The organism is Elizabethkingia occulta (assembly GCF_002023715.1).
Lineage (GTDB): Bacteria > Bacteroidota > Bacteroidia > Flavobacteriales > Weeksellaceae > Elizabethkingia > Elizabethkingia occulta.
Genome location: NZ_MAHX01000013.1, coordinates 493,078 through 515,585 on the forward strand (window position 1 = coordinate 493,078; position 22,508 = coordinate 515,585).

21 protein-coding genes, 1 tRNA gene and 2 pseudogenes are annotated in these 22,508 nt (G+C 35.0%); 15 read left to right on the forward strand and 9 right to left on the reverse strand.

All coding sequences use genetic code 11. From position 1 onward, the window contains the following. Positions 1-60: 60 nt before the first annotated feature. Together BAZ10_RS08600 and BAZ10_RS08605 are read right to left on the reverse strand one after the other, a co-directional pair. Positions 61-798 (reverse strand): phytanoyl-CoA dioxygenase family protein, encoded by a 738-nt coding sequence (locus BAZ10_RS08600; RefSeq protein WP_078771694.1) that lies wholly within the window; start codon positions 796-798, stop codon positions 61-63. 222 nt (positions 799-1,020) lie between these two features. Then, the gene (locus tag BAZ10_RS08605) at positions 1,021-1,926 is read right to left on the reverse strand and encodes a hypothetical protein (protein ID WP_245803781.1); all 906 of its coding nucleotides are present in this window, start codon (positions 1,924-1,926) and stop codon (positions 1,021-1,023) included. Positions 1,927-2,243: 317 nt separating this feature from the next. On the opposite strand from BAZ10_RS08605, the gene BAZ10_RS18895 reads away from it, so the two are divergent. From BAZ10_RS18895 to BAZ10_RS08665, 13 genes are all read left to right on the forward strand, one after another. Further along, complete coding sequence (locus BAZ10_RS18895) at positions 2,244-2,432, forward strand: hypothetical protein (RefSeq protein WP_131828254.1); 189 nt, start codon at positions 2,244-2,246, stop codon at positions 2,430-2,432. A gap of 175 nt (positions 2,433-2,607) precedes the next feature. Beyond that, positions 2,608-4,278 carry a tetratricopeptide repeat-containing sensor histidine kinase gene (locus BAZ10_RS08610; RefSeq protein ID WP_131828253.1) on the forward strand — a complete coding sequence of 557 codons (1,671 nt, stop codon included), beginning with the start codon at positions 2,608-2,610 and terminating at the stop codon, positions 4,276-4,278. A 15-nt stretch (positions 4,279-4,293) separates the two neighbouring features. Beyond that, on the forward strand, positions 4,294-4,959 hold the full coding sequence (locus BAZ10_RS08615; RefSeq protein WP_078771696.1) for a DNA-binding response regulator: 666 nt from the start codon (positions 4,294-4,296) through the stop codon (positions 4,957-4,959). A gap of 466 nt (positions 4,960-5,425) precedes the next feature. Further along, positions 5,426-5,758, forward strand: coding sequence for a YegP family protein (locus BAZ10_RS08620; RefSeq protein ID WP_078771697.1), 333 nt, complete (start codon positions 5,426-5,428; stop codon positions 5,756-5,758). A gap of 11 nt (positions 5,759-5,769) precedes the next feature. Then, positions 5,770-6,837: a type I restriction endonuclease gene (locus BAZ10_RS08625; protein ID WP_078771698.1), complete on the forward strand. Its 1,068-nt coding sequence runs from the start codon at positions 5,770-5,772 to the stop codon at positions 6,835-6,837. Continuing rightward, positions 6,834-7,364 carry an SH3 domain-containing protein gene (locus BAZ10_RS08630; RefSeq protein ID WP_078771699.1) on the forward strand — a complete coding sequence of 177 codons (531 nt, stop codon included), beginning with the start codon at positions 6,834-6,836 and terminating at the stop codon, positions 7,362-7,364. Before BAZ10_RS08625 ends, BAZ10_RS08630 begins: the two co-directional genes overlap by 4 nt. Then, positions 7,365-7,748 (forward strand): DUF6804 family protein, encoded by a 384-nt coding sequence (locus tag BAZ10_RS08635; protein ID WP_078771700.1) that lies wholly within the window; start codon positions 7,365-7,367, stop codon positions 7,746-7,748. A 2-nt stretch (positions 7,749-7,750) separates the two neighbouring features. Then, a complete protein-coding gene (locus tag BAZ10_RS08640) occupies positions 7,751-8,155 on the forward strand; it encodes a hypothetical protein (RefSeq protein WP_024568266.1) in 405 nt (134 codons plus the stop codon). 6 nt (positions 8,156-8,161) lie between these two features. Then, positions 8,162-9,496, forward strand: coding sequence for a beta-carotene 15,15'-monooxygenase (locus BAZ10_RS08645; RefSeq protein WP_078771701.1), 1,335 nt, complete (start codon positions 8,162-8,164; stop codon positions 9,494-9,496). Between the two features lie 11 nt (positions 9,497-9,507). Then, positions 9,508-10,410: a hypothetical protein gene (locus BAZ10_RS08650; RefSeq protein WP_049038955.1), complete on the forward strand. Its 903-nt coding sequence runs from the start codon at positions 9,508-9,510 to the stop codon at positions 10,408-10,410. Between the two features lie 441 nt (positions 10,411-10,851). Further along, positions 10,852-12,198, forward strand: a complete 1,347-nt coding sequence (locus BAZ10_RS08655) for a hypothetical protein (RefSeq protein WP_078771702.1) — start codon at positions 10,852-10,854, stop codon at positions 12,196-12,198. A gap of 311 nt (positions 12,199-12,509) precedes the next feature. Continuing rightward, entirely contained in the window at positions 12,510-13,868 is a 1,359-nt protein-coding gene (locus BAZ10_RS08660; RefSeq protein WP_078771703.1) for an acyl-CoA dehydrogenase family protein, read from the forward strand. Positions 13,869-13,920: 52 nt separating this feature from the next. Continuing rightward, positions 13,921-14,277 (forward strand): TfoX/Sxy family protein, encoded by a 357-nt coding sequence (locus BAZ10_RS08665; protein WP_078771704.1) that lies wholly within the window; start codon positions 13,921-13,923, stop codon positions 14,275-14,277. Positions 14,278-14,348: 71 nt separating this feature from the next. Here BAZ10_RS08665 and BAZ10_RS08670 read toward each other — a convergent pair. The 5 genes and pseudogenes from BAZ10_RS08670 to BAZ10_RS08685 all read right to left on the reverse strand — a co-directional run bounded on the left by BAZ10_RS08670 (position 14,349) and on the right by BAZ10_RS08685 (position 19,368). Beyond that, positions 14,349-15,407, reverse strand: a pseudogene (locus BAZ10_RS08670) (DNA polymerase beta superfamily protein). 20 nt (positions 15,408-15,427) lie between these two features. Further along, positions 15,428-16,807, reverse strand: a complete 1,380-nt coding sequence (locus BAZ10_RS08675) for a TROVE domain-containing protein (protein ID WP_078771705.1) — start codon at positions 16,805-16,807, stop codon at positions 15,428-15,430. 99 nt (positions 16,808-16,906) lie between these two features. Then, positions 16,907-17,033 (reverse strand) — tRNA-OTHER (locus BAZ10_RS19055). 75 nt (positions 17,034-17,108) lie between these two features. Further along, positions 17,109-17,856 (reverse strand): annotated as a pseudogene (locus BAZ10_RS08680) (nucleotidyltransferase domain-containing protein). 132 nt (positions 17,857-17,988) lie between these two features. Beyond that, positions 17,989-19,368, reverse strand: coding sequence for an RtcB family protein (locus BAZ10_RS08685; RefSeq protein ID WP_078771706.1), 1,380 nt, complete (start codon positions 19,366-19,368; stop codon positions 17,989-17,991). A gap of 118 nt (positions 19,369-19,486) precedes the next feature. On the opposite strand from BAZ10_RS08685, the gene BAZ10_RS08690 reads away from it, so the two are divergent. Then, positions 19,487-19,819 carry a HopJ type III effector protein gene (locus BAZ10_RS08690; protein WP_078771853.1) on the forward strand — a complete coding sequence of 111 codons (333 nt, stop codon included), beginning with the start codon at positions 19,487-19,489 and terminating at the stop codon, positions 19,817-19,819. A 215-nt stretch (positions 19,820-20,034) separates the two neighbouring features. Beyond that, on the forward strand, positions 20,035-21,048 hold the full coding sequence (locus tag BAZ10_RS08695; RefSeq protein ID WP_078771707.1) for a helix-turn-helix transcriptional regulator: 1,014 nt from the start codon (positions 20,035-20,037) through the stop codon (positions 21,046-21,048). Positions 21,049-21,052: 4 nt separating this feature from the next. Here BAZ10_RS08695 and BAZ10_RS08700 read toward each other — a convergent pair whose 3' ends face one another. Next, the gene (locus tag BAZ10_RS08700; RefSeq protein WP_078771708.1) at positions 21,053-21,667 is read right to left on the reverse strand and encodes an FEKKY domain-containing protein; all 615 of its coding nucleotides are present in this window, start codon (positions 21,665-21,667) and stop codon (positions 21,053-21,055) included. Positions 21,668-21,690: 23 nt separating this feature from the next. After that, a complete protein-coding gene (locus tag BAZ10_RS08705) occupies positions 21,691-22,461 on the reverse strand; it encodes a hypothetical protein (protein ID WP_078771709.1) in 771 nt (256 codons plus the stop codon). Between the last annotated feature and the right edge of the window lie 47 nt (positions 22,462-22,508).

Genomic DNA, 22,508 nt, shown 5'->3' on the forward strand with positions numbered 1-22,508 from the left:
GATAAAGAATACTGGTTTCTGTGCTTATCCTGTGCAATATCTAAATACAAAATCTGGTATTTATATAAATAAGTCAGAGCCTAATACTTCCAATTCCTGTGGAGTAGGCTGATTTTTAGGATCGATGAATCCTTTAAAATCAGGTGTGTCATCACAGAAAATAATATCGAAAGAAAAACGATTTCTGCCATATAAACCTCTGTGAATCATATTTGCAGAAAATACCAATAAATCCCCGCGATCCAGGCTTATTACTTTTCCTCTTTCCAGGCCATCGCCTGGTTTTCGACCGTTCAACGATAATCTGGTTTCTGATTCTTCCGGCAGATCCCAATTTTTATGAGTTCCGGGAACGAGTTCAATACCTAATTCAGGTTTAAACGGAATTCTGAAATGTACAACGTTTTGGTGTCGGATAGCTTCTTTTTGATCATCAATGCTAAGCCCGGTATACTGAATGTCACGGTGCCAGTAGTTTTGCTGTAGCGGATTGAACGGATCAAAAAATAGTTGAGTATTCAGGAATACAGCTTTTGCAGGAAAAATAGAGCTAACAATGTTTTTAATTTTTTCCTGAGTGATAAAACGAAAAAGTGCAAGGCGTTCCTGTTCGCTGATAAACTCACCGGATGTTATACTATGGCTGTTGATAGATCCATTTTTATAACCTTCGGCATTGACTGCCAGCCAGCTTTTATGGAATTTTTTCAGAATACGCTCTGTCTCTTGCAGCTTGGTTTCTGCAAAAAAGTTTTCAAAATGAATATAACCGGACTCATTGTAATCGTTATGCTGCATTGTGGTATTGTGATTTTGAATGAAGTAAAAGTTATGCAAAAATCTAACCTCTTTCAAATATACAACAATTCTTTTCCTTATACAGGCATAGCGTTTTAAGTTATGTTAATTTAACAAGTAACTGGTTGTCAGGTGTCAATTGCCAGATGTTAGTTGTCGGTTATCAGTTGTTAGTTATCAGCCATCAACCATCAACCATCAACCATCAACCATCATATATAGCTATTCTGCATGTGCATATTTTTCAATAATCATTTCAGTAACGGGACGGAGTGTAGCCCCATTCTTAGGATTGGTCCCTTTTCTATTATTAGTGGTAAAAAAGTCAACCTTGTTCCAACGTTTGGAATACCAGATTTTACCCAGCGCATTCTCCGAAGTTAAAGTATCGGGTCTTGTAATTTTTTTAAAATAGTCAAGTTCTGTAGAATCTATAGGAATAATGATACGGTGAGGGTTTTTATCTTCACATACAGTAGTGGTATAAGTGCTGTCATTCCAATACATGCACTTCTTTTCTTTCAGAAGAAATCCTGTTGTAGTTGTAATACCGGAATTAGGTTTGTCCTTATCATACATAGTACCACCGATGAGTGATCCGGCAAGAATAACTCCTATAATTCCCATATTGGCTTTGTTGTTTTGTAAGAACTCCGACAGATTGAAAACCGGAGCATTGGTAATCGTAACAAATATATTGGAAAGCCTTGCCGATAAAGATTCTTCATCCTCGTTAATACTTATTTTTACAGTAGTATCACCTTTTTCTTTTTCAATGCTAATGTTTTGGCAGAAGTCTTCAAAGTTTTGATAGCCCAGAAACTGACTTAGATGTCTCAGCATTACGTCATCGATATTATAATTCTCATTCTGCTCAATCAATCTTCTATGATATCGAGCATATGTTGCAGTATCTCTTGACAAATTAAATCTCTCCTCGAAATGTGTACTTAAATATTCTGCAATAGAATTTTTGGTATTTCTTTGAGTTTCATTTTTTACTTTTTCGAATACTTTTTGCACTAAAATTCTCTTACGTTGGTAGTTTTCTCCCATAGAATTATCATTAAGAATTAATAACGTGTCCAAATTAGACAGATAGCTGTCCAAAAAAATACGGTTTCCCATAATAATACCCATTTCTCTGTCTATTTGCTGTCCATCGCCTGTCTGGGATTATGGTTTGTTGCTGGTCTATATTTGTCATAACAAAATCGGTGATAAACAAATACTTATAAAAACAAAAGTACAAAACTGATTTTTAAAATAGCCGGATAAAACGGAGTGTAAATCTCTGGGTTGGGAAGCAGAATTTGCTCCTCCGTTTTTGAAAGCCTACTTCCCAAAAATTTAAGAAGCGCTTCTTTTTTAAACAATGTGTAACACCGCCTGTGATCTGTTTCGCAGGGAAGAACACTTATGCAAAACTTTAAATTTTTGAAACAATGATTAACTTGATTTTAATGCTACTAGGCTTAGCATTTCCAAATAATAATACACCAGCACCAGTAAACCATCCAACTACTATTTCTACATATAGTATGGACTCGGGAGATCCGGGAGATCCGGGAGATACAGTAGGAGATATCGGCGGAGATACGAGTGGAGATAATGGACAAATTCCAAGAAAATAATTTAAAGGAAAGGCGGCAGAAATGCTGCCTTTCTCTTTGCTATGTAGAAGATACGGGGAAGTATTGTTTGGATTCGTATAAAAGAAAATATTTATGAATGTATTAATGCTATAAAAAATAAAGAACGAATATTTTACGCATTATTTTTTTAACTTAGGCTGAAAATATAATAATCTTGAGAATACTCTATTTTTTATTATTTGTCTTGATGGTTTCATGTACAAAAATTAAAGAAAGTACTGTTAATAAACCTGAGAAAGTAGATAATCCTTACTATGAAAAAGCTTGGTCATATCTGGATAAGAAAGATCCCATTAATGCTTTTCAAAATTTTAATAAAGCAAAAGAAATCTATTTGAAGAATAATGACAGTTTGGGTGTTGGAAAATGCCTGATGAATATGGGCATTATTTTAACCGATCAGGGTGATTATTTTGGAGCACAGGAAACTTCTTTAGAGGCTATTAAGTATTTTAATGAGAATGAAGTAGAGGAATGTAATTATATAAATTCTAATTATAATAACTTAGGAGTTGTTACTTATAATTTAAAAGAATATACTAATTCAATTAAATTTTATAATTTGGCAACCAAATTTTCAAAAAATTCTCTAGATACTAAAGTGTTTTTGAACAATAAAGCAAATGTTTATAGAGAAAATGAAGAATTTGATAAAGCTTTAAAAATATATAGTCAAATATTAAAAGAAGGTAGTAGGAATAAAAGTGAATATTCAAGAGCACTTACAAACTTAGCAAAGACTAAATGGCTTCAAAATTCTGATTATAATCCGGTTTCGGAATTTAAAAAAGCTTTGAATATTCGATTAGAGGAGAAAGATATTTTTGGTCAGAATTCCAGTTATGCGCATTTAGCGGACTATTATATAAACGAAAAGTCTGATTCTGCCTTAATATATGCTAATAAGATGTATGTAACGGCTAGGCAAATAAATAATCCTAATGATCAAATAGAAGCCCTTCAGAAATTAATTATTCTTGAAAATCCTGAAAAATCTAAACAATACTTTCTGACCTATCAAAAACTAAATGACAGTTTGCAGACTGCCAGAAATAAGGCAAAAAATCAATTTGCCTTAATCCGTTACGAAACAGAAAAGAATAAAGCTAACTTTCTGAAGGCTCAGGCAGATAATGTGAAGAAGCAAAATCAGATATTAAAACAGTATGCAGGTTTAGGAATCTTGGGGCTTGTATTAATAGGCGGTGGAGTTTGGTACAGAAGAAGAAAGAAAATTTTACAACAGGAAAAAGAGCTGGAAGTAAAAAAGACAGAACTTAGATATTCTAAAAAAGTTCATGATGTTGTCGCCAACGGAATTCACAGGGTAATGACAAAGCTCGAAAATCAGGAGCATATTGATAAAGATACCATGCTGGACGATTTGGAAATTGTATATGAGAAATCACGGGATATTTCTTATGATCATGAAAAAAATAATGACCTTCCGTTTGGAGAAAAGTTAACAGAAATGCTGAAATCTTATTCTTCCGATGACTTGCAGCTGGTTATTATTGGAAATGAGGAGATACATTGGGATAAACTGAATAAAAACACTCAGGCTGAAATATTTTATGTATTACAGGAGCTTATGACCAATATGAAGAAGCATAGCAAAGCGACACGTGTTGTAATTAGAATGCACCGCATAAATGAAGAAATTACGATCCGTTATACAGATAATGGTGTAGGATGTGACAAACTCTCTCCTAAAAACGGAATTAAAAATACGGGAAACCGTATGGAATCTATTGGCGGGACAATTAATTTTGACGCAGTAAGTGGAGAAGGCTTTAAAGCCGAGTTAAAATTTTCTGTTCAATAAAAATACCAATTCAAGATGTTTAAAAAAATCCTTGTTGCTGAAGATTATGAAAGTTCTAATATTTCTGTAGAGAAAGCATTGGAAGACCTGAAAATAGAAGAATCTAAATATGTTTATTATTGTGATGATGCATTGCAACGTGTACAGATGGCTATACACGAAAAACAGCCTTTTGAACTACTGATCACTGATCTGTCTTTTGACGAGGATCATCGGGAACAAAATATTAAAAGTGGTTCCGAGCTTATCGAAGCTGTGAAAAAAATACAACCGGATATAAAGGTTATTGTTTTCTCTATTGAGAAAAAACCGAATATAATAGATGACCTTTTCCGTAAATATGAAATCAACGGTTATGTGTCCAAAGGCAGAGAAGATACAAAGGAACTGAAGAAAGCCATAAAAGCTGTTTTCAATAATGAGAAACATATTTCGTTGAATCTGAAAAAGTCTATAAAAGATAAAAACTCATATGAATTTACTTCATACGATATCACCTTGGTGGATTTGCTTTGTCAGGGAATGCGACAACAAGCTATATCGGATCATCTTAAAGATAGTGGAGTCCGCCCTTCCAGTTTAAGCAGCGTGGAAAAAAGGCTAAATGGTCTGAAAGAATCTTTGAATGTAAATACTACCGAACAAGTCGTTGCTATTTTTAAAGATATGGGATTGATATGAGCCAGAAGTTAGAAATTAGAAGTGGGAAGTTAGAAAACTGATATCGCAGATTAGTAATCAGTTCTTTTAATCGAAACGAAATTAGAATGCCGATGTATAACTAGCTGTCAGTCTGAGCCATTGTTCTTTACTTTAAGGAAAGAATAATGAAGTCGAAGACTAAAATATAGTTAAAATAGCCTTGACAGGGCTTCTTTATTACAGATTTGTAAATCATAACTATTAATCAACAGAAGTTAGAATCCCGATGTGTAATTAGCTGTCAGTCTGAGCCATTGTTCTTTACTTTAAGGAAAGAATAATGAAGTCGAAGACTAAAAATATAATTAAAATAGCCTTGACAGGGCTTCTTTATTATAAACCTTTCAAAGTTGATTTGAAAGGTTTTTTATTTTACGGGTTTCCGTAAGGAAAGCTTTTGCTGGCGATCTACTTTTGGAGTGTTAAACCAATTAAAAATAACACTATGGGAAAATTTGTAATTACTAAAAGAGTAAATGGCGAATATCAGTTTAATCTGAAAGCAGGGAACGGCGAGATTATTTTAACCAGTGAAGGTTATAATCAGAAAGCATCTTGTCATAAGGGAATATCATCTGTGAAGGTTAATTCTCAGGACGACTCCAAATATGATAGAAGAGTGGCTAAAAATGATAAAGACTATTTCGTGCTAAAAGCGGGTAATGGTGAAATTATCGGAATGAGCCAGTATTACGCAACAAAAAACTCTATGGAAAGCGGAATAGCATCGGTAAAGCATAATGCTCCGGATGCTGAAGTTGTAGATGAAACTATTTAATACCAGTAATAATGGAACTCAAATTAAAACTAGAGCAGCTAACTCAGAGAATTCATGGAATAAAAGAGCAGGTACAAACCGAAGAAGCAACAAAGAATGCTTTTGTAATGCCTTTTATTCAGATGTTGGGTTATGATATTTTTAATCCTACAGAAGTAATTCCGGAATATATTGCGGATATCGGAACTAAGAAAGGTGAGAAGGTGGATTATCTGATTAAAAATAATCAGGAACCAATTCTGATTATAGAATGCAAAAACTGGAAGGAAAATGCCGATGCTCATAATTCGCAGCTTCACAGATATTATCATGTTTCTAAAGCCAGGTTTGGTGTATTGACTAATGGTATTGTGTATAACTTTTATGCAGATCTGGAAAAACCGAATATTATGGATGATAAACCATTCCTTACGGTTAATCTGGAAGATCTAAAAGATAGTGCTGTAAAAGTGCTGGAAAGTTTTACCAAGCAGAGTTATAATTTGGAATCTATCCTGGATTCTGCTGAGGCATTGAAGTATATAAGAGCCATTAGAAAAGAATTCGAGAAAGAAATAGAAAATCCTTCTGATGATCTGGTGCGTTTGTTAGTAAATAAATTTTTTGAACGGCCACTTACTGCAAATCGCATGCAGTCTTTTAAAGAATATACCAAAAGAGCACTAAGCATCTCTATCACGGAATCTATCAGCTCTCGTCTGAAATCGGCTTTAGTGATTAACGAAACACTCGATACTAATACTCCGAAACCTGTTGCTGTTGATGAGCATAGTGAAACTTCTAAAATTGTAACTACAGAAGAAGAACTGGAGGCTTTTCAAATTGTAAAAGCTATTCTGAGAGAAAAGATCCCAGCGGAAAGAATTGCCCACAGAGATACTCAATCTTATTTTGGAGTTCTATTGGACGATAATAACCGAAAACCTGTTTGTCGTTTTCATTTTGGAACATCCAAAAAGCAGATCGAACTTTTCCACAATGGTAAAGATGCCGGAGAAAGAATTCTTTTGGAATCATTGGAAGATATTTACAAACATCGTGATTCATTGCATCAGACACTTGAAAATTATATAATATGATAAAAATGTTACTTTCTCTATTTACAGGTGCTGGATTATTAATTGCGTCCTATAATCCGGTTTCATTGCATGCAGATAGTCATAACAGAGGCTGTACAGGATCTGCAAATTGTACGGCATGCTCCAATTGTTCGGGTTGCGCTCATTGTAATTCAGGTGGTACATGTGGTGTGTGCAGCGGTGGCTCTTCTAAGAAAAAAACTTACTCTTTCGGAAACTATTCAAAAAAGAAATCTTCAGGAAATAGCAATAATCTGAAATCAGGTTATTCAAAAACAAACTTTAGGGAAAGTAAAAACCCAGTATATTATTACAGCAGTAAAATGGCACTTACCGAAGACAATTTTCTGTTTACGATAGACAAGAAAGTTGAAGTGAAGAAAGCACCCGGAGATCAGTTTAAAGTTTTGGAAACTTTACAGCCAAATTCAAAACTTATTTTTCTGAACAAAGAAGAAAAATGGTATAAAATACGAGTATACAAAAGTGGTACAGAAGGATTTGTTCATTCCAAAAATGTGAAGTAAATGAAGTATTTCTTTCTCTTCTGTGCACTATGCTGCTTTATAGCGGTATTGCGGCTGCCCATTGATTATTATACCTTTTTACGCATTGTAATTTTTATTGGAGCCGGTGTAGCATTATATCATCTGTTTAGAAATAAAATCTACTACTGGACAACGGTGTTCGGATTTATTCTCATTCTTTTTAATCCCGTGTTTCCGATATATCTGCATAAAAAGTCATTATGGCTGCCGCTGGATATTATTACAGGAATTCTTTTTCTGTGTCTGAATTTTATCAAAAAGAAACAGGAAGAAAAAAAAGATACACTTCCGTTACCTAAAGAACCTGTTACTCATACGCGTGACAGAATCATGAACCAACAACCATTAAAACAAAAGAAATAAAAATGAATATTCAGATCTCCGAAAATCTAAAAGCGCATTTTCTCAGGCTTTATCAGATGGCCATATGCGATGATAATTTTAGTAAGCTTGAATTGAAAATGTTGTACCGTTTTGCTGAAGAAAGAGGCGTTACAGCTAAGAATCTGGACGAAGTTCTGCTAAGTCCTGTAGATACCAAAAATGCGCTTCCCCAAACATTGGAAGATAAAATAGAGTACTTGTATGATCTTGTACTCATGATTTGGGCGGATGACCATGTAGACGATAACGAAAGATCGGCATTGGAAAAGTATATAAAGCTTTTTGGCTTTGTAGAAGAAAATGTATCTGCAATTGCCAATTACCTTTTAGAAGCCGTAAAAAGCGGAAAAACAAAGAGCGATATATTGTATGAACTTCAAAATTAAAGCATCATGACAACTCAAATCAAAAACCTGTTCCGGTTAAAGCCATCCGGATTAATTAATGGTAATCATAACAAAGATATAAATCCGGAAGAATCTACTGAAGATAAAGAAGAAGTAAGAAAGAGAACCTATCATGAAGCCGGACACAGAGAAGGCGGACGAAATATAGGCAGCCCCAGAGCACTGTCTATATCCCTAAATGCTATTTATGCCAAGTTTCAGAATGAAGAAAAAGAAAAGGTAGAAAAGCAAAGGGCAATAAAAGAGCCTTATTACAATGAACAAAAAAATAAAGAAACTGAGATAAAAGCATTACAGGTCAGTCAGGAGAATAAAGAAGAACAAACTTCCAGAGTTGAAGAGCAAATAAAGAAAATAAAAGATATAGTGGAGGGTATAAAGTTTGAAATCAATGACCTGGCCCGCAATCCTGAAAAATACCATATAAAGGCTACAAAAGGTGCTTCTACAAAATTTTGGATAGGTTTTATTATCCTTATTCCAATTAGCCTGTACCTGTTTACATTTTATATTTCTACTTCTTATTCAGCATTTTTCAAAACATTTGATCCGGATAGTAATCTTATCATGAATATGCTCGACCCTAAAGCTTTTGAAGTGGCATGGAAAGATGGTACATTGGAAGGGGCTTTTGTTACGCTCATTCCGTTTGTGTTTTTAGGATTAGGTTATTTAATTCATATGTATGGGGAGAATAAAACAAAACTCAACTATTTTAAAGTAGGTGTTTTGTTTCTTACGACTTTTGTATTTGATGTAATCTTAGCCTACCAGATAGAAGAAAAAATCTATAACCTGAATAAAACTTTTGATTCTCCACCATTCGACTTGTCTATAGCATTTACAAAAATCCAGTTCTGGGGGATTATATTTGCTGGTTTTGTTGTTTATATCATTTGGGGGTTGGTGTTCGATTTTATTATGAAAGAACATAAAGAAAAAGATAAGATTAAGCATGAACAGGAAAAACGTGAGCAGGATATCCGAATTCATCAGGAAAGAATTACAGAACTAGATCAGCAGAAAGAAACGCTTGTAAAAGAGCAACATGATATTCGGGAACGTATTGTAAATGCACAAGGGAGGATTGCAGAACTGCAAAGAATAATAGATGCCGTGATTATTCCGACTAAAGAATATGTGCTTTATGCATCTGAATATACACAAGGCTGGACCACTTTTATTTATGAGAAGCTTTTCCTTCCTAATCACGAAAAGCAGGAATTGGTAGATGAATGTCTTAAAACTTATGATGACCACATGGAAAACGTTGGTGCTAAGCATGAAACTCAAAACTCTGTATACTTACCCGTATTATAAAAATATCTGCTATGAAAATTAAATTTATATTTTTAATACTTACAACCTCTCTATTACAAAATTGTGGTAAAGAAAACATTCCTCAAAAGGAAAATAATTCTACGGCAAGTGCTGAAAACATAACTAATGTGGCAGATAAAAATCTTAATATTAGTTTTTTGTTGGACTTATCGGACAGAATAGATCCGGTGAAGTATCCGAATGCTTCCATGCCTTACTATCAGCGGGATTTATATTATATAAAAAGTGTAGAGCAAGCCTTTGTTGATCATATCAAACATAAGAAGATACTCCAGTTGAATGATCAGATGCAGGTTTTCTTTGATCCTGAGCCTCAGAATCCACAAATGAACAAGCTTAGTCAGCAACTTAGGGTAAGATTTGACAAGAATTCTACAAAAGATCAAATAACGGGAGTAGATAAGGTTTTTACAGAGATTCCACCTCAAATTTATCAATCGGCTATTCGTGGGAAACAATATACAGGCGCAGACATCTGGCGGTTTTTTAAAAATAAAGTAAAGGATTACTGTATAAAAGATAAGCACCGCAATATTCTGGTTATTATTACGGATGGCTATATGTATCATAAAGACAGCAAGTTTACTGAGGGTAATAAAAGCTCTTTTCTTACCCCTGAATTTATACGAAGTAAAAAGCTAACGACTTCAAATTATAAAGAATTGATTGCTAAAAATAGGTTAGGTTTTATCCCTGCTACCGAAGGACTTCAGAATCTTGAAGTATTGGTAGTAGGTATTAATCCTGCAAAAAACAGCCCATACGAAGAAGATGTTATCCACCAGTACTGGGCAGATTGGTTAAATGCAATGGGTGTAAAGAAATTTGAGATTAAAAATGCAGACCTTCCAAGTAATCTTGATCCTGTAATCCGTAAGATTATCCAGAAATAAGTCTTATTTGTTTTGAAGATGAAGCCTTGAATATATTTTATTCAGGGCTTTGCCGGAATAAATGTAAAGAATTGAGAGTATTATGGAGTTCCTTAATTTTCTTAAACCCTTAATGGTAAAATGAATCGCTAAGATATTTAATTGATTAAGAAAAATGTAATGATAATATATTTAAGGGGGCACCAAAGTATTAAGAATTTAAATTTCAAATTAAAACCTTTGTGTAAAGCATACTAAAAAATAAATGATTGATTATTTAGGGAATTGGCTTTTGTCAGGGAGGTTTCCCTTCGAATACTTTTGTAATTATCTATCAATATGGTAGAATTTAATTTAGGGTTAACATTAAAGCTTTCTTTTTTTCATAAATTGTAGAGAATTAAGGCAGTTTTTGAAAAAAGACTGTATTCGCTAAATCCCAAACACATTAAATTTTTACCAATGAAAAAAAGATTTCAACCCCCAAGTGTAGGAAAATTATACACAATTGTATTCTTTTCTTTGTTCTTATCATTCGTTTTAAGCTCTTGCTCACGAGATGATACAACCGGAAATAAACTTCCGGAAAGTTCTGCAAATAACAGTGGTTATAAAACTTATGGCGATCTTGTTTTACAAAAAAATGTAATCGTCCTGAATGATGCATCTGTACAAGCTATTACAGATAATGACCAGCAAATAAGCTTTAATTATACTACAAACCAGACGGATAGTATAAAAGAAGGAACTGTTATTGTAGCGACTAAGATAGAAAACGATAAGATCAGAAATATTTTGGCTAAAGTAGTCTCTGTATCCGGAACGGGTAGTCAACCCGTTTTCAGAACAACCAGCGCGAAACTTGAAGAAGTTATATACAGTGGCAATATCAGCGGTGTATATGATCCTTCACAACAGGCCTCATTGCAGGTTAATGGTCAACAAGCCGGTTATGTACCTATACAAGGATTGATTCCACAGGCAACTAATGCTAAGATTAGTAATCTGGAAGCCAAAGCAATTAACATACAAAAGAGTGCTAATATTGACAAAAGTGCCATTAGCAATACAATTAACTTCAAGTATTTTAGCTTTGATAAAACTATTCCTTTACCATCACAGCAAGTAGGACCGGTTACTGCAACAGCGGATATTAATGTAAAAGGTGGATTTACACCAAAGATAAAGTACAATATTTCCTTTTCTTTAGGGCATCTGTCCAGTTATTATGTAGACTTTATCATGGATGACATCAGTCTGCAGGCTTTAGCAAATATCCAGGGGAAATTAGGATATACTTTAAGTGTCACAGATTATATTAATATTCCTATTGTACCAATCGTATTGGGACCTACAGGGCTTATAATAAGTCCGACGATAGCTGCCGGGCCTTATGTAGGAGCAAGCGCAACCGGAAGAGCACAATTACAGCTCTTTGCTCTTACAGGAAAAGCTAATTTTTTAGTAGGTGTCAAACCAGATCTGAATGTTAATTTGCAGACTATTGCTGGTCCAAAAATTACAAAAGTTGAAGGTGAGTTGTCTGCTGAGGTTGGAGTAGAAGTAAAAGGAGCAGTAGGGTTACAGTTTTTAACGGCTTCTATTGCCAATTCTGGGCTTAGAGGAAGAGTAGCTGCTGTTCCGTCTTTAAAGCTAGAGTTAATCCCGAACAAAAGTATGCCTTTCGAGCTAAAAGCTAAAATACAGGCTGATATGTTTTATGGATTCGGAATCTCACCATTGAGATACGAAGGGACTTTCCCGTTACTGAACAAAGAAATTCCTATTTATAAAACAAACCTATTTTAAAATATTAATACATTTACTAAGTTGTGCCGGGTTTACTATCCGGCACTTTTTATAATAAATAATATAGGTTATTTTCTAATTAAATAGTATTTATTCTATATTTTGATTTGCTTTTTATTTCATTTACCTCCACAAAAATACATGAGATGATATAGGGTTTATGTTATAGTTATCTCTTTTACTGTTAGATATAAGCTTTTTTGTCCTAAAGGAGTAATATACTATTCTCTGTCTTTTTTGACTTTGTGGTTAAAGATCTTCCGGTAATTTTTTTGTACCTTTTATCTGTAAAAATCACTAAACACATTCTTATGTCAAATATTTTCGCCAATATCCGGCAAGCCATAGCCTTATTTAAATCTGTTGATTTTGAAAAGCTAAGTAAGATTTCACAAAAAGTAGATATCCCGAAGCTTATGGATAACTTCTCTAAGCTGGATGATAAGCAGATAAATGGACTGATGAAAATGATGGATCAGGACAGACCTAAAAGAGAACTTCCTCCTGTAGATGGAGATTTTTATGATATATACCATACACTGACTCCCGAACAAAGGGAAGTTCAGTTAAAGGTTCGGGATTTTATGGAAAAAGAAGTAAAACCATTAGTAAATAACTACTGGCTGCACGATGAATTCCCATTTGAGTTGATTCCGAAATTTAAAGAACTGAATATATGCGGTGTTACCTATGAAGGTTATGGATGTCCGGGAATGCCTTTTCTTATGGAAGGTGTAATTGCGATGGAAATGGCGAGAATAGATGCTTCTATAGCAACATTCTTTGGAGTACAGTCGGGGCTGGCAATGGGTTCCATATATATTTGTGGTTCCGAAGAGCAAAAACTAAAATGGCTTCCGCAGATGCAGAAGTTTGATAAGATAGGAGCTTTTGGCCTTACAGAACCAGAAGTAGGATCCGGCGCTGCTGGTGGATTAACAGCAACTTGTAAAAAGACAGCAGAAGGTTGGGTACTGAACGGGGAGAAAAAGTGGATTGGCAATGCCACATTTGCAGATATCATTATTATCTGGGCAAGAGACTTGGATGATGGTGAGGTAAAGGGCTTTATTGTGGAAAGAGATAATCCTGGTTTTTCTGTAGAAAAGATCAAAGGAAAAATGGCACTAAGGATTGTGCAAAACGGATTGATTACATTAAAGGATTGTCTGGTAACAGAAGAAAATCGGTTACAAAAAGCCAACTCATTTAAAGATACAGCAAAAGTATTGCGAATGACAAGGGCTGGAGTTGCATGGATGGCGACAGGTTGTGCAAGGGGAGCTTATGAAAGTGCATTGGATTATACGCGGAAGCGTAAGCAATTTGGAAAGCCTATTGCTTCTTTCCAGATGATTCAGGGGCATCTTGTGGAAATGCTGTCTAACCTTACCGCTATGCAAACATTAGTATTCCGGCTTTCCGAAATGCAGGATGAAGGCATACTAAAAGATGAACATGCTTCTCTGGCGAAAGTATTCTGTACCATGAGAACCCGCGACATTGTTTCGCGTGCTCGTGAAGTAATGGGAGGTAATGGTATTCTGTTGGAATATGATGTTGCCCGTTTCGTTGCGGATGCAGAAGCTATTTATTCTTATGAGGGTACTAAGGAAATCAACTCTCTTATTGTCGGCAGATCTATTACAGGCTTTAGTGCATTTGTGTAATATTCTAGGTTGGACAATTAAAGTTTCTAAGGCTGATATAAACTAAAATCTGATGGCGTACCGTATAGAATTAGCAGATCGGGTCAGGGAAAAGCTGGCTGAAGTCCCAAATATAGAAATTGAAGAAAAGAAAATGTTCAGAGGCTTGTCCTTCCTGATTAATGGGAAAATGTGCATTAATATAAGTGGTGATAATCTGATGTGCCGCTATCATCCGGATCTTGAAGATGAGGTTGTGGAAAAGACAGGCTTTATTCCAATGATTATGAGAGGTAAGCAGCTTAAAGGTTATTGTTATGTCGAACCCGAAGGCTTTCGAAAAGCAGACTATTTTAATTATTGGATTAATATATGTCTGGATTATAACAGTGTTGCAAAAGCATCTAAAAAAAATAGTTCTGTTAAGTAGTCTTTCCTATATAAAAAATACCTCATAGGTTTCTAAAACCTATGAGGTGTGAAAATTCAAAAGAGAACAAATTATTTATACAGTTTCTTCCGTATTTCTACCAATAAACCTTCTGTCCTTTGTATCTCTGGATATTCCGGAAGAGAAGAAGTGGTGTAATGATTCTCGATAGCCCAAATAAGGTTTTCTGCTTTTTGCATGATCATATCATATGGCCACTTACCTGATTTAATATCCAGCAATTCATCACGGTTATCCACACGTACCTGTAAAGAACCAGTTCTGAAGATTTGTTCACAGGACTGCAACAACCGTATAGTATGCATCATATTTTTACTGTCATAGTTTTGTCCATGTTTCCGGTTCACGTTATAACGATCTTCGTTGCGTTCAGAAATCCACTTCCAGTATTCACGGTATTCTTTACAATAAACAGAATAAGCATCCAGATTACAGAAAAGATAAGCTATGGATTTTTCTTCCTTTGGGATGGATGATACTTAAACCTGATTAGCTTCTTCAGTATGTATAATCCCTTTATAGCCTAATGTTCCGGCTTCATCATAGAATACTGCATAGATTCCGCGGGTATTATCTATGCTGACCAGACCACATTTATTCTGAACTTTTCCCTGATCCGTTAACCATTTTTTTAAAGGAACAGAAAGATGATCTTTAAGTATATAGCAAAAATCAAGGACAGATTTTCTTTCTTTTTCTACAGGATTCAATATTTTTTTATTCAACCCCTTAGCCTTTTTTATCTGAGATATGGCGTAGCCGGCAAAGGTATCTTTACATTGTTTCGAAAGAAATTCTCTTGAATTTACCAGATCCATAAGCGAGTGTTTGTATAGAATACAGTCATCCGGGCTGGCCAGAATTTCTAAAATATTCGGGTTGTTTTTTTGCAGAAGTTCCATAAAACGACCTATTTCGTAATAGATAATATCGTTGGTTTCGTTGGATATCTGTGGGATATAATTGAGACCAAAAAAGGAATCTTTTGGCAGATAATAAATACCCCGTATATCGGTATTCGAATTCTCTGTTGCCAATCCGAAAGCACAGCTTCCGGATACGACTTCAAAAAGGATAAGTTTATTTGCTTTTAGTTCTTCTATAGTCATTTTGTTCTTTTTAATTTAGATTAATTGTTTTCTAAAGCCTTGATATAATGGAAAACACGATCGCTCCATCCATTGATTTCTGCTGTCCAGTTTCCGGTCTTTATTCCGTGGGTATGGGTAGAGATATCGATAATATAAGAAGTCTTATAGGGTGTAGTATCTGGTTTTCTTTTTAGCCCGGATTGAGCATCGATATCCTGGCTATCTGAGATTACGACAAGTCTTTCGGCATCTTTGGCATAACCTTTCTCCTTCAACCATTCACATAGCTGGTAAGTGAAAATACCACCACCACCTAATTCAGAATATATCTTTTTATAATGTCTGAATATTCCCAGCCCTGCAGTATTATCCCATACCATATGTTTTCCTTTTCGGGAAGAATCGCTACCGGCTGTGAATACCAGAATAAGATCTTCAAAGATATAGGAACCAACAGCTGCCATAGCAAAAGCCAGATCCATTCTGGAAAACTTAGAATTGGATGAGGTTACCTGTCCCATACTTCCGGATACATCTATAGCCAAGATGGTCGTCCCTGCTATTTTCTCCTGAGAGAAACAGTTTTTCATGGCATCGTCGATGTAAGCTGTATATTCCGGTGCATTTCTTTGTGCTGCCAGAAAATTTAAAGGAGTCAGCCAGTTACTTTTTACCTGAGCAATCGCTTCCCGCATTGTCTTTCTGGAAAGCCCCGCTTCCATCATATTTCTAAGATTTCTAAGAATTGCCAGAGACCCCAAACTTTTTTCAGTAAGCATTCTTTCGAAAGTTGCTTTTTTATCAGCTCCCTGAGATAGAGCTACTTCCCATGTATTAGCAGGTTTCAGAGTATCTTCTACCAAAGCTTTTAGTGCCTTTTCATTTTTTGCTGTAGGCTTAGGGTGAACAAGGTTTACCACATCTACCAATGATATTTCCATATTGTTTTTTCGGTATTTGGCAATCTGGTATTCGTCATATTGATCAAAAGCTTTCGCAAGACCTTTTTTTACAGATTTAGACATTTTATAAGATCCATTTCTTGCTTTCAGCATCTGAAGCAGATCTATAGTCATATCAGGTCTGTTGGCTATTTTAGCAACAGTATCTTTTATATTCACATGATGAATTTCATTAGCCAGAATTAATAACCATAATGGAGTATGTCTCAGTTTTTGTTCAAAACGGCATTCCAGTGCCAGATCAATAATCTGTTGTCCGGTTACTTTATAACACAAATTTTCTATTTGCACCATAATTTCATCTACCGGCTGGTAATAGTCGGATTCAAAAAGAAGATTAGCAAGTGTTACTCTTCTCAACAGTTCATAATCGGAATATTCTCCTGCTGCATTTGTTTGTTTTCCCGCAATAATACCGGAACCAAACGCTGTTTTTTTTGAATTTAATTTTGACATTACTATTTTGTTTTTTTAGTTAAAGAAGTGGTTAAAACTAATAAAGGTGTTTTTTTCCTGAACGAAGTAACCTTATATCTCACACCACTCCAGTTATTGAGAGACTGGCCGGATTCGAACCGGCGACCAACGGTCCCAAGCGAAGTAACTTTATCATCACACCTGTGCGCAGGTTAAAATCTGGTAAAGTGTTTTTACGTTGCTCTATCCTCTGAGCTACAGTCCCATTTACTCATGCAAAGTAATTAAGTATATACGCAATGTTTTTGCGTAGTTTATTTTTTTACATGAGTAGTTAAATTTATATTACAAGTTTTCTAAAAACCTGCTCCATTGCTGCTTTATCAGCTTTTCCTCCGGACAAACTTTTAGAAAGCTCTTCATTTTCTGAAATTAATTTTTCCATAAATCCGAAAAGCTCCCAATCATTTGGATGAAAATAAGCTTCACCCTTTGTAGCTTTTAGTGCCATCAGATTTTCTATTTTAGTTTTTATACTAGGTTCAGCTAAAGCTAACAGATCACTGAATAACACAGGTGGAGTTGTTTTTTTTCTCTGCTATCCATTTTCCGGATAACGCTGTCCTAAGGCAATAGAAATAACTTTTTAATTTTACTTTCTCATTCCGGCATGCTTGCAGGTATTTTTTACTCATACTCAGATAGTGATAAGAAACGGCTATTGGCGAGAAACATTGATCTGCCAATGGTCTGAATAATTCTGTAAAGCTTTTGTTTTCTATATACACTATTGGTGAATAAAACCAGCTGAGCAATCCTGCATTGGACTTGAGTAACAGATGGAAGGTTTTGCGCAAATCCCAACCGGAACCATCCAAATCATCCTCTGTCATAAACTCTATTGTTTCATCTTTATCCCATGGGGTTAGATACCAATCCTTGGAATGCCTGTAGATAAAGCGTATATCGTAATCGCTATCCGGAGAAGCAAAACCCCAGGCTCTGCTTCCGGATTCTACAGCGAGTAATATTTCTATATTATATTTTGCTTCGGTTTCCCTTAGCTTTTCTATTATTTTAGTTTTCATCTCATAAATGATTATTTACCTCTCTTAGTTGGATTTTTCGACATCTTTTATTATCGATTCTCTTTAATAATGGTCTTAGGTGTTTTGCATATTCCCGGAATCTGAATCTCCCTTTGATGTAGAGGCTTTTCATTATTTTTTAAATTTATTCTTCCTTTTCCATGGCGCATTTTTCATAACATCGCCAGCCATAATACACCCGTAAGGCATTACTTCATCCAGTATTTCACATAATCCGTATTCTTCAATCTGAGCCCTTACATTTTGTGCATTTTTATAAGCGCTTGGAAGCTCAGAAATATCGATTTCGTTGGAAAAGAATCGGATGTCCAATCCTTTGGTTTCTTCCGCGAAAACTTCTTCATTGGTTATATGTGCCAGTGTTCTTTTGTGCTGGCTTCTGCTGAAGTTTCTTCCTGCACCGTGAGGAGCAAATCCTAAATTTCTGTCGTTTGTTGTTCCCTGAACAATCAATACAGGCTCCGCCATATTCAGAGGGATGAGTCTTGGGCCTGTAATATCCGGCATAAATTTGTCGTCCAGCGGAGTTGCTCCTTTGGCGTGGAAGAATAAATCTCCGTCTCTGAATACGAAATTATGTTCGTTCCAGTATCTGTTTTCTTTTTCCATATCCATTTTTGCTAATACAGCATCATGAATAGAAGTATGGTTTTCTTTTGTCCATTGTCTTATCAATTGTAATGCTTCCCAGTAGGCTTGTCCTTCTTCTGTATCAAAAGGAATCCATGCATTCTCTTTCAGAGTTTCTGGTGAAATATCCTGTCTGAAACGATTGGCTACGTGCATTCCTTTATCATATAATGCGGCACCCGGAGCACGAGATCCATGATGTGTAATCAGCATTGTATTCCCGGTATTTTTAGAAATTCCGACATATAAAAAGTGGTTACCATCGCCCTGAGTTCCCATATGCGAACGGGCTATACTTATTAATTTTTCATCATTCAGGAACATATTTCCTCTGAAAGAATCCATTAATTCTACAGACATAGGCATCTGTTCCCCTCTTGCTCTTCCGCCGTATCCGAAATGTGTTACAGAATGTGCTGTATCCAGTACTACTTTCGGATTTGCTTTTCCAAAGTCTGTTAACATAACAGAGCAACAGATATCTGCACTATGGAATCCCGGATGGATAGCATTTTTAGCAACCACTACACCACCTACAGGAATATGACCTTCCGGTCCTGTAGGACAGGCATCCGGCATTATAGCTCCGGTAGTTAATGTTGGGGTTTTCATCAGTGTCTTCATTGTTCTGATTACTTTTTCCACATTGTCATTTTCACTTTCGTGTTCAGCTCTGATGTTGATGATGAAGTCTTTTGGCTCTTCATGTAACGGAATAGGCTCCGGTAATCTGAACTGTTCCAGATAAGCTGTCATTTGATCTTCATTCAGATTATTTTCGTTGATATATTCTAATGCTTCTGCAAACCATTTTCCTGGTCTGTATCCTAAGCTGATTAATTCGTTTCCTGTAATTTTCATCGTTTTCTTAATTTGATGATGCAAAGTAATTGTGTAAGTGCGCAATGTTTTTGCGCAGATAAAATATTTTTATATTTTTGAAAAAAAAATTGATAATAACAGACAAAGAATATATAAAATGATACTAGAACAATTAGAGCAATCTCCTGAGGCCATTGAATTTAACGATGTTATTGCTTACGTCGACAGCAATTATGATTTCACACCAACTGAATTCAGAAATGGTAATACGGTAAATGAAGCCGGGCAGAATAATGGCTCATGTAAAGTATTCAGCTTTGCTAAAGTAAACAACCTGTCTAAAGAGAATACACTAAATCTTTTTGGTGCATTCTACAGAGAAGATGTATTGAAAAATCCTGAAGGTACAGATCACCAAAATATCAGAAACTTTATAGAATTCGGATGGGATGGAATTGCCTTTGAAGGGGAGGCGCTGAAGAAGAAATAACTTAGTAATGTGAAACATCACAAAGGCACAAAAGATAAGTGATAATATACTGCTTCCAGGGCACAAGGATTTTATCTCAAGATAAATATAGAAGTATCAAAAGAAAAATCTTTGATTTTTCTTTGTGCCTTGATTGCGGTTGAAATGCTATATCTAATCGTGTCTTTGTGTTATAATTTGTATGATAATTGGTCCCTAACTTCTAACTTTGAAAAATGTCTTCTAATAAAAATGCATTGATCCGCTATAAAACGCTGGATAAATGTCTGAAAAATAAATACCGCAAGTATACACTGGAAGATCTGATAGATGAATGTTCAGAAGCCCTGTTTGAATATGAGGGTAAGGAGTCGTATGTAAGTAAACGAACGATACAGCTGGATTTGCAGAATATGCGCAGTGAGAAGTTTGGTTATGAAGCTCCGATAGAAGTATACGAACGTAAGTATTATCGTTATAGCGATCCGGAATACAGCATTCATCATATTTCTGTTAATGAAAACGATCTGAAGGCCATGAACAATGCGATACAGATTCTGAAACAGTTTAAAGACTTCTCCATGTTTCGGGAAATGAATGGCGTATTGCAGAAGCTTGAAGATTCAGTAAATGCTGTTCAACAGAAGTCCATTATTCATCTGGACAAGAATGAGCAGTTAAAGGGTCTTGAATATATCGATGTATTGTATCAGGCTATATTGAACAAAAAGGTACTGAAGATTCTCTATAAAAGCTTTACAGCAAGAGATTTTAGTACCTATACTGTTCACCCGCAATTACTAAAGGAATTTAATAATCGCTGGTTTCTGATATGTCTTTACAAGGGAGCTATGTATAATCTGGCATTGGACAGAATGGAAAACATTGAAACAGATGAACAAACTGTCTATATCGACAAAGATTTGAATGGGGATGAATTTTTTAAAGATGTTGTAGGAGTTACTGTTTCGGAGAGTATGCACCCTCGAAATGTTACCTTCTTTGTGGATAAAATCAATGCCCCTTATGTGAGAACCAAACCTTTACATCACAGTCAGCAGATTGTAGAAGAGAAAGAAGATGGAACGGTTTTCAGTATTAAAGTTCAGCTGAATTATGAGTTAGAACGATTGTTATTAGGCTTTGGAGAAAATCTGGTCTTATACAGACCATTAAGATTAAAGAAGCGTATTGAACAGAAATTACGAAAAGCAATTAGTAATTACAGTGAGTCTGAATCTTTGGAATAGGCTATTAGTTTTTCTTTTTTAAAGAATTTATCTCAGCATCCATTTTTATGTACCAATCCTTCCCATTTCTTTTAATTAAATAAGCTTCTGTAATCTCAGTATATTTCTTTCGGGCTTCGATGCTTTCATTGTCTATTATACAGCCTGTATTCTGATATACAATTCCGTATTTTTTAGTAATACTATCTGTTTGCTGAGCTAGTTTTTCATTATATGCATCTGTAATTCCGCCCGCATATTCATAAATAATCAGGTTATTTCTTATGTCATTTTTTGCTTTAATAATATACTGTTGCTGCATCCCCTCAATTCTTGTTTTTGTTTCAGCATAGATGGGGTATGAAGCTTTTATAATTAATACTATTAAAAGTAAATTCATCACAGGGAATATTCTTAAATATTTTTCCCTGAAGTTTAGCCTTTTCATACGAAGAAAGCTAAAAGGCAAAGAAAAAACAGCAGAAGCAATGATAAACAGGATACCTGGTGTGAAACTAATCTGTTGAAAAAACTTTCCAATATTAAATTTTGTTGGATAGGTCATGAAATATTCTGATGCGAGAAACGCTGCACCTACTAAAATAAGAATGAGAAAATTAATGAGAATCAGTTTTTTCACAATAATGCTAGTATTTTGAACAATTACATTTTCTCCATATAATCCATAATAGTTTTCTGGAAGTCTGTCAGATTCTGATTAGCAGATTTAATAACTTTCCCATTACTGTATATGTTATACTTGCCATTCTGACCACTGGTCTCTGTCCACACAATTCCTTTTTTAATTTTTCCTGTATTGTCTGTATTCAGATAAGCAACAGGTAAAGGTTCAAATTTCTCAGCATAGCGACCATAATATATTTTCAGTAATGCATCTTCCTGTGAAAAGTCATCTGCAAGAGCATTGAAGATAGAATCAATATCTGTAAGATTTGTTTTTTTATCCATTCTCCAGGATAACTTTAACACTTTATCCAACCCACGGGTATCTTCGGGATTGGCTCTGCTGATAATGCTTTCTACTTTTCCATCTTTGTATTGAGAAGAGATAATGCTGTTTGGCGGTAGATTATTGAGGTCTAAATCAATTGACTCAATATACATCAGTTCTTTATTTTGATACTGGAGATCGGTTGTATATCTTTTGTTTTTTAGATAAATTCTGATCAATGCATCAGGTTTCTGCCCGTCTTTTATGTTAATGATATTATCTTCTTTTGTGAAGAAAAGTGTATTTCCATAGTTTACAGCCGCCATATCCACTGTAAAGCTAGTAAGCTTACCATTTGTAAATTGTTTCGTAATTCTTCCACTTTCAATTTCTTTTGTCTCCGATTTTACAGCATTTTGTTTTTGTGCAAAAGATTTTGAATTGAAACAGAACAGGATAAAAAAGCAATACAAATATCTCATGTTTTTATTTTAAGGTTAAATATACTAATGATATTTATCATTGTTTA